12 protein-coding genes and 1 riboswitch are annotated in these 13,857 nt (G+C 72.8%); of the genes, 9 read left to right on the top strand and 3 right to left on the bottom strand.

The features are described from left to right. Positions 1 to 276: 276 nt before the first annotated feature. Positions 277 to 1,704 carry an aldehyde dehydrogenase family protein gene (locus ACFQ6N_RS06610; RefSeq protein ID WP_380647348.1) on the top strand — a complete coding sequence of 476 codons (1,428 nt, stop codon included), beginning with the start codon at positions 277 to 279 and terminating at the stop codon, positions 1,702 to 1,704. A gap of 128 nt (positions 1,705 to 1,832) precedes the next feature. On the opposite strand, the gene ACFQ6N_RS06605 is transcribed toward ACFQ6N_RS06610, so the two are convergent. Next, a complete protein-coding gene (locus ACFQ6N_RS06605; protein ID WP_380647347.1) occupies positions 1,833 to 3,308 on the bottom strand; it encodes a glycine hydroxymethyltransferase in 1,476 nt (491 codons plus the stop codon). A 20-nt stretch (positions 3,309 to 3,328) separates the two neighbouring features. After that, positions 3,329 to 3,426, bottom strand: a riboswitch (ZMP/ZTP riboswitch). 304 nt (positions 3,427 to 3,730) lie between these two features. Here ACFQ6N_RS06605 and ACFQ6N_RS06600 point away from each other — a divergent pair. The 6 genes from ACFQ6N_RS06600 to ACFQ6N_RS06575 all read left to right on the top strand — a co-directional run bounded on the left by ACFQ6N_RS06600 (position 3,731) and on the right by ACFQ6N_RS06575 (position 10,719). Beyond that, positions 3,731 to 4,738, top strand: coding sequence for an ABC transporter permease (locus ACFQ6N_RS06600; protein ID WP_380647346.1), 1,008 nt, complete (start codon positions 3,731 to 3,733; stop codon positions 4,736 to 4,738). Between the two features lie 102 nt (positions 4,739 to 4,840). Beyond that, positions 4,841 to 6,595 (top strand): ABC transporter substrate-binding protein, encoded by a 1,755-nt coding sequence (locus ACFQ6N_RS06595; RefSeq protein WP_380647345.1) that lies wholly within the window; start codon positions 4,841 to 4,843, stop codon positions 6,593 to 6,595. Positions 6,596 to 6,743: 148 nt separating this feature from the next. Next, on the top strand, positions 6,744 to 7,736 hold the full coding sequence (locus tag ACFQ6N_RS06590; protein WP_380647344.1) for an ABC transporter permease: 993 nt from the start codon (positions 6,744 to 6,746) through the stop codon (positions 7,734 to 7,736). Positions 7,737 to 7,748: 12 nt separating this feature from the next. Then, positions 7,749 to 9,434: a dipeptide ABC transporter ATP-binding protein gene (locus tag ACFQ6N_RS06585; RefSeq protein ID WP_380647343.1), complete on the top strand. Its 1,686-nt coding sequence runs from the start codon at positions 7,749 to 7,751 to the stop codon at positions 9,432 to 9,434. Positions 9,435 to 9,566: 132 nt separating this feature from the next. Next, complete coding sequence (locus ACFQ6N_RS06580; RefSeq protein WP_380647342.1) at positions 9,567 to 9,989, top strand: cytidine deaminase family protein; 423 nt, start codon at positions 9,567 to 9,569, stop codon at positions 9,987 to 9,989. Positions 9,990 to 10,128: 139 nt separating this feature from the next. Next, positions 10,129 to 10,719 (top strand): EF-hand domain-containing protein, encoded by a 591-nt coding sequence (locus tag ACFQ6N_RS06575; RefSeq protein WP_380647341.1) that lies wholly within the window; start codon positions 10,129 to 10,131, stop codon positions 10,717 to 10,719. A 125-nt stretch (positions 10,720 to 10,844) separates the two neighbouring features. Here the strand turns inward: ACFQ6N_RS06575 and ACFQ6N_RS06570 are convergent, their stop codons facing one another. Next, positions 10,845 to 11,420 (bottom strand): TetR/AcrR family transcriptional regulator, encoded by a 576-nt coding sequence (locus tag ACFQ6N_RS06570; protein WP_380647340.1) that lies wholly within the window; start codon positions 11,418 to 11,420, stop codon positions 10,845 to 10,847. 183 nt (positions 11,421 to 11,603) lie between these two features. On the opposite strand from ACFQ6N_RS06570, the gene ACFQ6N_RS06565 reads away from it, so the two are divergent. Continuing rightward, on the top strand, positions 11,604 to 12,203 hold the full coding sequence (locus ACFQ6N_RS06565; protein WP_380647339.1) for a dihydrofolate reductase family protein: 600 nt from the start codon (positions 11,604 to 11,606) through the stop codon (positions 12,201 to 12,203). On the opposite strand, the gene ACFQ6N_RS06560 is transcribed toward ACFQ6N_RS06565, so the two are convergent. Next, positions 12,163 to 13,236, bottom strand: coding sequence for an EamA family transporter (locus ACFQ6N_RS06560; protein ID WP_380647338.1), 1,074 nt, complete (start codon positions 13,234 to 13,236; stop codon positions 12,163 to 12,165). The two genes, ACFQ6N_RS06565 and ACFQ6N_RS06560, sit on opposite strands and share 41 nt — an antisense overlap. A 129-nt stretch (positions 13,237 to 13,365) precedes the next feature. Here ACFQ6N_RS06560 and ACFQ6N_RS06555 point away from each other — a divergent pair, with 129 nt between their 5' ends. Then, positions 13,366 to 13,851: a gamma-glutamylcyclotransferase family protein gene (locus ACFQ6N_RS06555; protein WP_380647337.1), complete on the top strand. Its 486-nt coding sequence runs from the start codon at positions 13,366 to 13,368 to the stop codon at positions 13,849 to 13,851. Positions 13,852 to 13,857: the final 6 nt, after the last annotated feature.

Below are 13,857 nucleotides of genomic sequence, written 5' to 3'. Positions count from 1 at the left end.
GGGCCGGTCGGTACTCCCTGTGTTCCGGGAGTACCGACCGGCCCTTCGGCGTTGCCGTCCGGGCCCGGCCGTCGAGGCGTCCGTCGGGCCGTTCGTGGGGCCGTCCGTGGGGCGCTCCGACGAGTTCACCGTGCGGTCCGCCCCCGGGGCCTCTCCGCGTCACCGGCCCGTCCGCCGGGCCGGATTGGCTCTTGCGCACGGCCGCCCGGGCCGTTTTGACTGGCCTCCGACTAGCGCTGTTAGTCAAGCGGCTGAGCAGATGTGAGAGGACAACCGGTGCAGCAGTACGCGGAGTACAGCGACCAGTACATCGACGGCTCCTGGCGGACCTCCGGGGACCCCGGCTCGATCACCGTGCTGAACCCGGCGACCGAACAGGTGCTCGCCACGGTGCCGGCCGGCGGGACCGTCGACGTCGACGCGGCGGTGACGGCGGCCCGCCGGGCCGCCGGGAGCTGGGGCGCCACCACCCGCGAGGAGCGGCTGGACCTGCTGACCCGGCTGCGGGACGGGCTCGCCGCCGCGCAGAGCGAGATCACCGAGACGGTGGTCGCCGAACTCGGCGCCCCGGTCGGCTTCAGCGCGGCCGTGCACGCCGGGCTGCCGCTGACCGTCACCACCTCCTACCTCACCCTGCTCGCCGACCACCCCTTCGAGGAGCGGATCGGCAACTCGGTGGTGCACGCCGGTCCGGCCGGGGTGGTCGCGGCGATCACGCCGTGGAACTACCCGCTGCACCAGATCGTGGCCAAGGTCGTCCCGGCCCTGGCGGCCGGCTGCCCGGTGGTCCTCAAGCCCGCCGAGGACACCCCGCTGGTGGCCCGGCTGTTCGCCCGGCTGGTGCACGAAGCCGGCTTCCCGGCAGGGGTGTTCAACCTGGTGACCGGCACCGGTGAGCTCGCGGGCGCGGCACTCGTCGCCCACCCCGGCGTGGACGTGGTCTCCTTCACCGGCTCCACCGCCGTCGGCCGGCAGGTCGCCGAGACGGCCGGCCGGACCCTCAAGCGGATCGCCCTGGAGCTGGGCGGCAAGTCCGCCAACGTGGTGCTGCCCGGCTCCAACATCACCCGTGCCGTCAAGGCGAACGTCGCGAACGTGTTCGCCAACTCCGGCCAGACCTGCAGCGCCTGGACCCGGCTGCTGGTGCACGAGGACCAGTACGAGGAGGCGGTCACCCGGGCCGCCAAGGCCGCCGCCCAGTACGTCCCGGGCGACCCGGCCGACCCGCAGACCCGGATCGGCCCGGTGGTCAACGCCAAGCAACTGGCCCGGGTGCGCGGCTACATCGACGGCGCGCTGGCCGAGGGCGCCCGGCTCGTCGTCGGCGGCTCCGAGCCCGTCGCCGAACTGCCCACCGGCTTCTACGTCCGCCCGACCGTACTCGCCGACGTGACACCGGAGATGACCATCGCCCAGGAGGAGGTCTTCGGTCCCGTCCTGGTGATCCTCGCCTACCGCGACGAGGACCACGCCGTCGAACTCGCCAACGGCACCCCGTACGGCCTGGCCGGCGGCGTCTGGGCCCGCGACACCGACACCGCCGCGGCCTTCGCCCGCCGCCTCGACACCGGCCAGGTCGACCTCAACGGCGGCCGCTTCAACCCCCTCGCCCCCTTCGGCGGCTACAAAGACTCCGGCCTCGGCCGCGAGCTGGGCCGGCACGGACTGGAGGAGTTCCTCCGGTACAAGTCGCTGCAGTACTGACCAGCCGGGAACGGCGCGAGGTCAGGGGCAGCGCGGGAACGGAACAGCGCGGGGCCGCCGGAGGATCCTCCGGCGGCCCCGCGTTCCGGGTGCCTCGTGGGCCTGGCGCCTGGGTGCCTGGGGCCGGGTCAGACGAGGTCGACGCCCGGGTAGAGCGGGTAGGGGGCGAGGAGGTCGGCGGCGCGCTTGGCGGTGGCGTCGCGGAGGGCCGCGTCGAGGGTGTGGTTGGCCTTGGACGGGGCGCCGGCGGCCGTGGTGGCCGGGGTGGTGGCGCGCAGCACGGTGTCGATCAGCTCGGCGATCTCGTCCATCTCGGCGGTGCCGAGGCCGCGGGTGGTGAGGGCCGGGGTGCCGAGGCGGATGCCGGAGGTGTACCAGGCGCCGTTCGGGTCCTGCGGGACGGAGTTGCGGTTGGTGACGATGCCGGAGTCGAGCAGCGCCGCCTCGGCCTGGCGGCCGGTCAGGCCGTAGCCGGAGACGTCGGCGAGCACGAGGTGGTTGTCGGTGCCGCCGGTGACCAGCGTGCCGCCGCGGCGCAGCAGGCCCTCGGCGAGGGCCCGGGCGTTGTCGACGACGGCGTGGGCGTAGGCCTGGAACTCGGGGCGGCGGGCCTCGGCGAGGGCGACCGCCTTGGCGGCCATGACGTGCGAGAGCGGGCCGCCGAGCACCAGTGGGCAGCCGCGGTCGACATGCTCGGCCAGCTCGGAGGTGCACAGCACCATGCCGCCGCGCGGGCCGCGCAGGGACTTGTGGGTGGTCGTGGTGACGATGTGGGCGTGCGGCACGGGGTCGTGGTCGCCGGTCAGCACCTTGCCCGCGACCAGGCCGGCGAAGTGCGCCATGTCGACCATGAGGGTCGCGCCGACCTCGTCCGCGATCTCGCGCATCGTGCGGAAGTTCACCAGCCGGGGGTACGCGGAGTAGCCGGCGACGATGATCAGCGGGCGGAACTCGCGGGCGGTCTCGCGCAGCGCGTCGTAGTCGATCAGGCCGGTGACCGGGTCGGTGCCGTAGCTGCGCTGCTCGAACATCTTGCCTGAGATGTTGGGGCGGAAGCCGTGGGTGAGGTGGCCGCCGGTGTCCAGGGACATGCCGAGCATCCGCTGGTTGCCCAGCTCCTGGCGCAGCCGCGCCCAGTCCTCCTCGGTCAGGTCGTTGACGTTGCGGACCTGCGCCTGCCGCAGGGCCGGGCTCTCGACCCGCTGGGAGAGGACGGCCCAGAAGGCGGTGAGGTTGGCGTCGATGCCGGAGTGCGGCTGGACGTAGGCGTGGTCGGCGCCGAACAGTTCGCGGGCGTGCTCGGCGGCGATCGCCTCGACGGTGTCGACGTTGCGGCAGCCCGCGTAGAAGCGGCGGCCGACGGTGCCCTCGGCGTACTTGTCGCTGAGCCAGTTGCCCATGGCGAGGAGGACGGCCGGGGAGGCGTAGTTCTCGCTGGCGATCAGCTTGAGCGAGGCGCGCTGGTCGGCGAGTTCCCGGCCGATGGCGGCGGCGATCCGCGGCTCGACGCCGGCGACCACGTCGAGGGCGCTGCGGAAGGCGGTGTCGGCGGCGGGGGCGGCGGCGGTGTGGAACCGGAACGAGGGATCGGGCTGCTGGGCCATGGCGGTCTCCTGGTGGGGATGCGGATGGCCCAGGCGCTCGGCAACTTCGACGTGAGGTTTCACGAGGCCGCTTCCCGATGGTTGATTCCATCCCTGCGCGCCAGTCGCGGCCCACCGGGATCGTATCAACATCGGACGGACTGTGGCGGAGGTCTCAGAATGCGGAACGGCCTGCCCGTTTTGATGGCGTATGTCCGTTGTTTTGCAACGCCAGTGTTGCGGCGAAATGAAGCCGCCACATTTCCCGAAACAGTTCCGAAGGAATTTCCCGAAGCGTCGCCGAAGGGATTTGCGGAACCTCGGACGCATCCGATCTGATGGCGCTCGAACGGGCCGCCGGGAAACCCCCGGAGCCCGTACCGGAAATGCACACCAGCGCACCCTCACCCATGGGGCGGCGGAGAATTCGGGGGTCACGCCTCATGGCAGCGGTCGACACAGTCCCAGGCCCCACGGCCGTACCCGGCCGCTCCCCCGAACCCGCCCCCGGGTCCGCGCCCGCCGCCGCCGCGGGCCTGCTCCGCAGGATCCTGCGGGACCGGGTCGGCGCCGCCGCGCTGACCGTCGTGGCCCTGTTCCTGCTGCTCGCCGCGGCGGCCCCGCTGATCGCCGCGCTGTACGGCAGGAACCCGGTCGAGCACTACGGCCAGAACGCTCCGGGCCTGCTCAGCGACAGCGGACTGCCGATGCTGCCGAACGGCGGCATCTCCGGCGACTTCTGGTTCGGCCTGGAGCCCGGCCTCGGCCGGGACGTGTTCACCCAGCTGCTGTACGGCATCCGCACCTCGCTGCTGATCGCCTTCGTCGCCGCCACCGTGACCACCGCGCTGGGCGTCCTGGCCGGCGTCGCGGTCGGCTATCTCGGCGGAATCGCGGACCGGCTGTTCGGATTCCTCGCCAATGTGCTGCTGGCCTTTCCGACCCTGCTCCTGCTGCTCGCGCTGAGCCCGGTCATCCAGTCCCGGCTGGTCGATCCGGGCGCCGCGGAACCGGAGTGGATGCAGTTCCTGGTGCTGATCCTGGTTTTCTCCGCGTTCGGCTGGATTCCGCTCGCGCTTTCCCTGCGGGCCACCGTCCGCTCGCTCCGGGAAAGGGATTTCGTGCAGTCCGCCCGCGCCCAGGGCGCGAGCCGGTTCCATGTCGTCGTCCACGAACTCCTGCCGAATGTGCGCTCGCAGCTCCTGGTGCACGCCACCATGGCCGTGCCGACCTTCGTCGCCGCCGAAGCCGCGCTGTCCTTCCTCGGCGTGGGCATCACCGAGCCCGTCCCGGACTGGGGGCGGATGATCTCGCGCGGCTCGGAGGTCTTCCAGGCCGACCCGACGTACCTGGTCTTCCCCGGCGTGGCACTGCTCCTCTTCGTCATCGCCTTCAACCTGCTCGGCGACGCCGTCCGGGACGCGCTGGACCCCCGCTCCGGCCCCCGCTGAGCCGCACCGCTCCACCGATCCGCCGCTCTACCGATCCGCCTTCCCCATCCATCACCCCGAGCCCTCCCCGGCGCAGTCCGCCGGGGCGAGGAGAGATTCGCCATGCGCTGGACCAGACCGTCCCTCGCCGTCATCGCCACCGCCCTGCTGGCGACCTCCTGCTCGGCCGGCGCGGGCAGCACCGGCTCCGCCGGGGCCGGAGCCGCCGCCAAGGAGACCTCCCCGCTGACCGCCGTCCTCGGCAGCGAGCAGGAGAGCGCCGGCCCCGCCCCGGCCGTCCCGGGCGCCCGCGCGGGCGGCACGGTGAACGTGTACAACAGCGTCGAGTTCCGCCACCTCGACCCGCAGAAGGTCTACGCCGGCGCCACCTACAACGCCTCGCTGCTCTGGGGCCGCCAGCTGACGCAGTACCAGGTCGTGGACGGCAAGGCCAAGCTGGTCGGCGACCTCGCCACCGACACCGGCACCCCGGCCGACGGCGGACGCACCTGGACGTACAAGCTCAAGCAGGGCGTGGCTTGGGAGGACGGCAAGCCGATCACCTCCCAGGACGTCAAGTACGGCATCGAGCGCACCTTCGGCAAGGGCTACGAGGTCGGCCCCCCGTACTGGCCGCAGTGGCTCACCGGCGAGGCCGGCTACGAGGCGGCGGTCGCCAAGTACCCGGGCCCGCAGGCCGGCGACCTGGCCGCGATCGAGACGCCCGACGAGCGCACCGTCGTCTTCCACTTCCCGCAGCCGCAGGCCGACGTCCCGTACATGGCCGCGCAGTCCTCCTCCTCGCCGGTGCGCCGGGACAAGGACACCGGGACCGAGTACGACCGGCTGCCGTTCGCCACCGGGCCGTACCGGATCGTCGAGCACGTCCAGAACACCCGGATGGTGCTGGAGCGCAACCCCGCGTGGAAGCCGGAGACCGACCCGATCCGCAGCCAGTACCCGGAGAAGTTCGTCTTCACGTACGGCAAGGAGGCGCTCAACCTCAACCAGGAGATCCTCTCCGGACGTGACGGCGGCGCCAACGCCACCACCGCCTCCGACACCCTCTCCGCCGAGCTGTACCAGACCGCCGACACCGACCCGAAGGCCAAGGAGCTCGTCGTCTCCGGCCGGCAGGGCGCCTTCGTCACCCAGCTGATGATCAACAACGAGCGGGTGCCCGACGTCGAGGTCCGCAAGGCCCTGCACCTGGCCTACCCGCGCCAGCAGGCCCGCCAGGTCCAGGGCGGCGCCCGGACCGGCGAACTGGCCACCACGCTCAGCTCGCCCGCGCTGATCGACTGGCAGAAGTACGACCTCTACCCGGTCAAGCCCGAGGGCGACCCGGACGCCGCCAAGGCCGAGCTGGCCAAGGCCAAGCAGGCACCGGGCAGCCTCACCTACGCGTACCGGAACACGCCGACCGGGCAGCGCGTCGCCCAGGTGCTGGTCGACGGCTTCGCCAAGGCCGGCATCACCGTCGTGCCCAAGCCGGTCGACCCCAAGGCCTTCCTGGACGAGGTGCACCGCGCCGACTCCCCGTACGACCTGTTCGAGGAGACCTCCTCCGTCGACTGGCCGACGCCGTCGACCCTGGTCCCGTTCTCCTTCGACGGCCGCGCCGGCAGCGACACCAACTCGGCGCGCTACCGGAACCCGGAGGTCGACAAGGAGATCGACCGGATCAATCAGATCGGCGAACCGCGCGCCAAGGCCAAGGAGCTGTACGCGCTGGAGCAGACGGTGATGAAGGACGTGCCCGTCCTGCCGTTCGCCTACCCGACCGTCAACCAGCTGCGCGGCAGCAACGTCGGCGGGTCGTTCATCCACCCGATCTACGGGACGGTCTCGCTGGCGTGGCTGTACCTGAAGTCGTGACTCCGTGACGCCCTGACGGCCTGAGGCCGTCCGTGGCGGGGCCCGCTTCCGCCTCCCGCCGGTCGGCGGGAGCGGGCCCGCTCCCCCTTCGCCTCTCCTCGGCCCCCTTGCCCTCCCCCTTCCCAGCCACGTCGACCCCGGATCGGCCATGCTCTCCTTCGTCCTACGACGGACCGTCCAGGCCCTCGCCGTCCTGGTCGCGGTCTCCGCCGCCGCCTTCGCCCTCTTCTACGCCGCGCCCGCCGACCCCGCCCGCGACGCCTGCGGTCCGCGCTGCGACGCCGGCCAGATCGCGGCGGTGCGCCAGAGCATGGGCCTGGACCAGCCGCTCGCCGCCCAGTACACCGACTACCTGGTCGGCGTCGTCGCCGGACGGGACATCAACGACGTGGACGGCTCGACCATCCACTGCGCCGCGCCCTGCCTCGGCTACTCCTACCGGCTGCACCAGCCCGTCAGCGAGGCCCTGGCCGAACACCTGCCGGTCACCTTCTCGCTGACCGCCGGGGCGCTGGCCGTCCTGCTGGTGCTCGGCCTCGGCACCGGGTTCGTCTCCGCGCTGCGGCACGGGCGGCGCACGGACCGGCTGCTGTCCGGCTTCACCCTGGTCGGTGCCAGCGTGCAGATCTACTTCCTCGGCTACATCGCGCAGTGGGTGCTGGTCTACTCCACCGGCCTGCTGCCGCTGCCCTCCTACACCCCGCCGGGGGAGGACCCGGCCGCCTGGGCGGGCGGGATGCTGCTCCCCTGGCTCGTCCTCGGCTTCGTCAACTCGGCCGTCTTCGCCCGCCTTTCGCGCTCGCAGCTGCTGGAGACGATGAACGAGGAGTACGTCCGCACGGCCCGCGGCAAGGGCCTCGGGCGGCTCCGCGCCCACCTCAAGTACACCTCGCGCGGCGCCGCCGGTCCGCTGGTGCAGCTGCTCGGACTGGAGGCCGGGGCACTGCTCGGCGGGGCGGTGATCACCGAGACGGTGTTCGGGCTGAACGGGGTCGGGCGGTTCACCGCGCAGGCCGTCGCCGGGCAGGACCTGCCCGCCGTGGTCGGCGCGGTGCTGCTGGCCGCCTGCTTCGTGGTGCTGTTCGTCGCGCTGGCCGACCTCGCGGTGGCCTGGCTCGACCCGCGTGTCCGGCTGAGCTGAGGGAGTCGTTCGATGAAGTCCACCGTTCCGGGTGTCGCCACCGGCCGCACGGATTCCGTGCTGAGCGTGCGCGACCTGACCGTCACCTTCGCCGACCCGCGCGGCTGCCCTCCGGTGACCGCCGTCCAGGGGCTCTCCTTCGACCTCGCCCCGGGTGAAGTCCTGGGCCTGGTCGGCGAGTCGGGCTCCGGGAAGTCCACCGTCGGGCTCGCGGTGCTCGGCCTGCACGACCCGCGCACCACCACCGTCACCGGCTCGATCCGGCTGGACGGACAGGAGTTGGTCGGCGCCGAGGAGTCCGCGCTGCGCGGGGTACGGGGCGGCCGGGCCGCACTGGTCTTCCAGGACGCGCTCACCTCGCTCAGCCCGTTCCACGGCGTCGGCTCCCAACTCGCCGAGATGTACCGGCTGCACCACCCCGGGACGGGCCGCGCCGAGGCCCGTCGGCGGGCGACCGGGATGCTCGACCGGGTCGGCATCCCGGCATCCCGGGTCCGCGACTACCCGCACCAGTTCTCGGGCGGGATGCGCCAGCGGGTGATGATCGCGATGGCGCTGATGAACGAACCGCGACTGCTGATCGCCGACGAGCCGACCACCGCCCTGGACGCCCGGGTGCAGCGGCAAGTCCTCGACCTGCTGGGCGAGTTGCAGCGCGAGCACGGCACCGCCGTCCTGCTGGTCAGCCATGACCTGGGCGTGGTCGCCGGCACCACGGACCGCACCCTGGTGCTGCGCGGCGGCGTCGAGGTCGAGTCCGCGCCGACCACCGAGCTGCTGTCCGCGCCGCGCGAACCGTACACCCGCGCGCTGGTCGGGGCGGCGCTCCGGCTGGACTCCGTACCGGGCAGCGCACTGCCGACAGTCGACGATCCGTCACCGACGCGGGTGTTCCGGCCGAGGGTCACCGAGCGGCCCGACCGCTGGCTGGTGGAGGTGGACGACCTCACCGTGCACTTCCCCGGCCGACGGCGCTTCCCCGGCCTGCGTGCCGAGCCGGTACGGGCGGTCGAGGGCGTCGGCCTGCGGATCGCGCCCGGTGAGACGGTCGGGCTGGTCGGCGAGTCCGGCTCCGGCAAGTCCACCACCTCACGGGTCCTGGCCGGGCTGCAGCAGCCCACCGGCGGACGGGTGCGGTACGACGGGCAGGACGCCACCCGGCCCGACCGGGAGCTGCGGCGCCGGCTCAGCCGCGAGATCCAGCTGGTCTTCCAGGACCCGTACGCCTCGCTCAACCCGCGGCGCACCGTCGCGCAGACCCTCGACACCCCGCTGCGCCTGCACACCCCGCTGACCGCGGCCGAACGGCGGGAGCGCTCGGCCGAACTGCTGGAGCAGGTCGGGCTGAACACCGGGCACCTGGACCGCTATCCGCACGAGTTCTCCGGCGGGCAGCGCCAGCGGATCGGCATCGCCCGTGCCCTGGCCCCGCAGCCGCGCCTGATCATCGCGGACGAGCCCGTCTCGGCACTCGACGTGTCGGTGCAGGCGCAGGTGCTCAACCTGCTGATGGAGCTGCGCGAACGCCTCGGGGTCGCCTTCCTGTTCGTGTCGCACGACCTCGCGGTGGTCCGGCACTTCTGCGACCGGGTGGCGGTCATGCACCGGGGCCGGCTGGTCGAGTCCACCGACCGGGACCGACTGTTCGACGCCCCGCACACCGAGTACACCCGGGAGCTGCTGGCGGCGGTGCACTGACGGTGGGCGGGGCGGGCTCCGGGCTGAGGGCTGAGGGCTGCGGGGTGAACAGAGCCGCATAAAGGGTTGGCGTGACCGGAGCCGGGCGACTCATGATCGAAGCCCGACAGATCCGATCGAAGAGGTGCAGCGATGACATCCACCGAGCCCGCCGACGACCGGACACCCGTGGACGAAGAGCTCGTCGAGGCCGCCCTCGCGGTGGTGCGGCAGTACGCGCGGGGCGACAACCACACCGTGGCGGCGGCCGGACGCAACGCCGACGGACGGATCGTCACCGCCCTGAACGCCTACCACTTCACCGGCGGGCCGTGCGCCGAGCTCGTGCTGATCGGGGCGGCGGCCGGGCAGGGGGCGTACGAGCTCACCACCGTCGTGGCGGTCGCCGACCGGGAGCGCGGGGTGATCCCGCCGTGCGGGCGCTGCCGCCAGGCGCTGTTCGACTACTTCCCCGAGGTGCGGATCATCGTCGGCCAGGGGGCGCGGCAGCGGTCCGTACCCGTGCGGGACCTGCTGCCGGAGACGTACGTCTGGTCCGACCACCAGACGGACTGAAGGACCGAAGGGACGTACGACGCCAGGGCGAACGGGCACTTCCGTTCGCCCTTCGTTCTGCTGCGCGAGCGCGGCTCAAGGCGTTAGCGTGCAGGCGATGTGACGTAGGAATCCCGGAATCGTCAGCCAAGGAGGCACATTGTCGGACGACCTGCTCATCGCAAAGATCAATCACGGCTTCGATCACCTGGACGCCGACGGCGACGGCCTGATCACCGAGCGGGACCACGTCCTGATGGGCCACTCGGTCGCCCGCTCGCTCGGCCACCAGGAGGGCTCGGAGGCGGAGGCCGTCATCGTCCGCGCCTACCTGACGATCTGGCACGACCTGCACCTCGCCCACCTGCCCGCCGGCACCGAGGCGATCAGCCGGGAGCAGTTCCTCGCCTCGACCGGCCCGCTCGCCGACGACCCTGCGGCGGCACGCGACAGCCTCGGCGCGCTCGCCGAGGCCTTCCTCGCCGTCGCCGACGCCGACCGCAGCGGGACCGTCGACGCCGGCGAGTTCTTCGTCTTCCAACGAGGCCACTTCGCCGGCCTCAACCGCGACGACGCCGAGGAGGCCTTCCGCCACCTCGACACCGACGGCGACGGCGTGCTGTCCGCGGCCGAGTTCACCACCGCGATCATCGAGTACTGGACCAGCCGCGACCCGGCCGCGCCCGGCAACTGGTGGACGGGGAAGTCCCCCGCGCGCCTGTCGGCCCGGCCCTCCGACGCGGTCTCCTGACCCGGCGCGCCGGGACCGTCCCCGCGCGCCGGAAGCGCGGGGGCGGCCCGGCGGCGGGTCGGCCGCGAGGCGGGTGGGGAGTTGTAGAGCGGGCGGTAGCCGCGAGGCGGGCGGGCCGGATCCGGTCAGGCCGCGGGGACGATCCGCGCGACGATCGTGTCGATCAGCGCCGCGAGGCCGTCGACTCCCAACACCTCGGGCAGGGTGAGGTGTTCGAGGATCAGCCCGGTCATGGCGAGGTAGAGCACGACCACGGTCTCCCGGTCGCCGGGGAGACCCTCCCCCAGGTGGTAGGCGATGTTGGCCTCCAGATCGTCCCGGATGGTGCGGGTGAGCTGTGCCCGCAGGTCGGGGCGGCGGGTGGCCTCCAGCCGCAGTTCGAGCATCGCCAGATAGCCGGGCCGGTCGGCGGTGATGCGGCGGATCAGTTCGTGCATCAGCGCCGTGACCAGGGCACGGTCCCGGGGCGCGCGCAGCAGTTCGTCGAGGATCGCCGGATCCGGGGTGATCCGGTGGTGGATGTGCCGGGCGGTCTCGTGGAGCAGGTGGTCCCGGCCGGCGAAGTAGTTGGACGCGGTGCCGTTGGGGACGCCGGCCTGCCCGTCGACCGCGCGGAAGGTGAGGCCGCGGGCACCCTCGCGGGCGAGGACCTCGATGGCGGCGTCGGCGAGGGCGGCACGGCGGGCGGGGTTCTGGACCATGGGGCGATTCTCTCTCCTGTGACGTCGGGGCCGGACCGGGCCCGACGTCGTATTCGACGCACCCCGACGCCTCGCCCCCTGGCAACCACTACAGGTGAAGTACTATAGTCGTAGTGGTTCACGGGGCAGGCCCAACCGGCCCGCGCCGCGTCCCGACCCCGTTCCCCGATCCCGAGGACCTGCATGCGCAAGCTCAGCTACTTCGTCGGCGCCAGCATCGACGGCTTCATCGCGGCCCCGGACGGTGGCTTCGAGTTCTTCCATCCGTACGTCACCGAGGACTTCGCCCCGGTGGTCTTCGGCGAGTACCCCGAGACCCTCCCGACCTTCGGCCGCGCCGCGTTCGGCCTCGCGGACGCCCCCAACAAGCACTTCGACACCGTGCTGATGGGCCGCCGCACCTACGAGCCGGGGTTGGCGGCCGGACTCACCAACCCCTACGCCCACCTGCGCCAGATCGTCTTCTCCCGCACGCTCGGCACCAGCCCGGACCCCGCGGTCGAGGTCACCGCCGAGGACCCGCTGGACGTCGTCCGCCGACTGAAGCAGGAGGAGGGGCTCGGCATCTGGCTCTGCGGCGGCGCCGACCTCGCGGGCCGGCTGCTGCCGGAGATCGACGAGCTGGTCATCAAGCAGTACCCGGTGGTCCTCGGGGCCGGCATCCCGCTGTTCTCCGCGGACTTCGCGCCCCTCGCCTTCACCCTCACCGACAGCCGGGTCTTCGAGCGCGGGAACGTCGTGCTCACCTACGGGCGGATGCCGCCCTCCCCGGACGCCGGCTGACGCTCACCACCAGGCAGACCCCCGCCACCACGATCGCCCCGCCCGCCAGCGTCGGACCGGTCAGCGGCTCGGCCAGGACCAGCCAGCCCAGCAGCACCGCGACCACCGGGTTCACGTACGCGTACGTGGCGACGAGCGTCAGCGGCGCGGCGCGCAGCAGCCACGCGTACGCGGTGAAGGCGAGCAGCGAGCCGAACAGCACCAGGTAGACCAGGGCGAGCCAGGACCGGCCGGAGACGGCCGCCAGGTCCAGCCCGCGCTGCTCACCGCGGACCAGCCCGATCAGCAGGTTGCAGAGGCCGCCGGCCAGCATCTGGTAGGCGCTCGCGGCGAGCACGTCGGTCGGCATCGGGACCTTCTTGCTCGCGAACGAGCCGACCGCCCAGAGCAGCGTGGCGCAGATGATCAGGACCACGCCGAGCGGCCGGACGGACCCGCCGATCGCCGGGGCCGACAGCACGCCGAGGCCGACCAGGCCGAGCAGCACCCCGGCGAGTTCGGCCCGCTTCGGACGCTCACCGCCGAACGCGGTCAGCACCACCATCCACAGCGGGACGGCCGCCACCAGCAGGGCGGCCAGACCGGACGGGACCGAGGTCTCGCCCAGGACCACCAGGCCGTTGCCGCCAGTCAGCAGCAGCACGCCGACCAGCGCGGCGGAAGCCAGCCGGCGCGGGCTCACCCGCAGACCGGCCGGACCCCGGCGCACCAGCAGGTAGCCGGCCAGCAGGAGGCCCGCGGTGAGGAAGCGCGCGGCGGCGGAGAGGAAGGAGGGCATCGTCTCCACCGCGATCCGGATCGCCAGGTAGGTCGAGCCCCAGACCACGTAGACCACCGCGAGGGCCAGCCAGACCGCGCCGCCCAGGCGGGGGGCGGGCCGGGTGTCGGCCTGCGGAGGCTGTGGGGCCGGTGAGGCGGGGGTGGCGAGGGTGCCCTTGGTGATGGTGACGGGCGCCGCGACGGGGGTGGCGGGCGTGGTGGGAGTGGCGGTCGTGGGGGTGGGGGCCGGTTGGGAGGAGGCGGGCGATGTCATGTGTGTCCCCCTTGGACGGTACTGGCCGACATTCGACATGAGAGCGCATGGACGGGCAGGTGCGCCAGTCGGTATCACGAACCGGACCGGAGGACGTACCGTGGGCGCCCCGACGAGGAGGTCGAACCCGTGTCCGAGTATGTGTCCGCGCCCGGGCCCGGCCCGGGATCCGGCGCCGCGGCGGTCCTGCCGTTCTTCGTCTACGGCACCCTGCGCAGCGGCGGCCACAACCACGCCGTGCACCTGGCCGGACGCTGCGCGGACATCCGCCCGGCGGTGCTGGACGGCGCCGCGCTGCACGAGGGCCCGGGGTTCCCGTACGCGGTGCCCGACGCCGCGCCCGGGCGCCGGATCGTGGGCGAGCTGATCACCGTACGCCCCGGCGCGTACGCCCGAGCCCTCGCGACCCTGGACATGCTGGAGGAGTGCCGGGCGGACGGGACCGGGCTGTACGTGCGGCGGCGGATGACCGTACGGACGGCGGCGGGCGAACCCCGGGACGCCTGGGTCTACCTCGCCGGGCCGACCGCCGAGGCACAGCTCCGCGAGCGGCCGGCGTTGATCCGGTCCGGGGACTGGACGGACCGGACCGGACCGGCGACAGATGACAGATGACAGATG

The organism is Kitasatospora sp. NPDC056446, from assembly GCF_042796115.1.
Lineage (GTDB): Bacteria > Actinomycetota > Actinomycetes > Streptomycetales > Streptomycetaceae > Kitasatospora.
The sequence above is the reverse complement of the archived record's forward strand: the minus strand, read 5'-3'. Positions and strand labels throughout refer to the sequence as shown.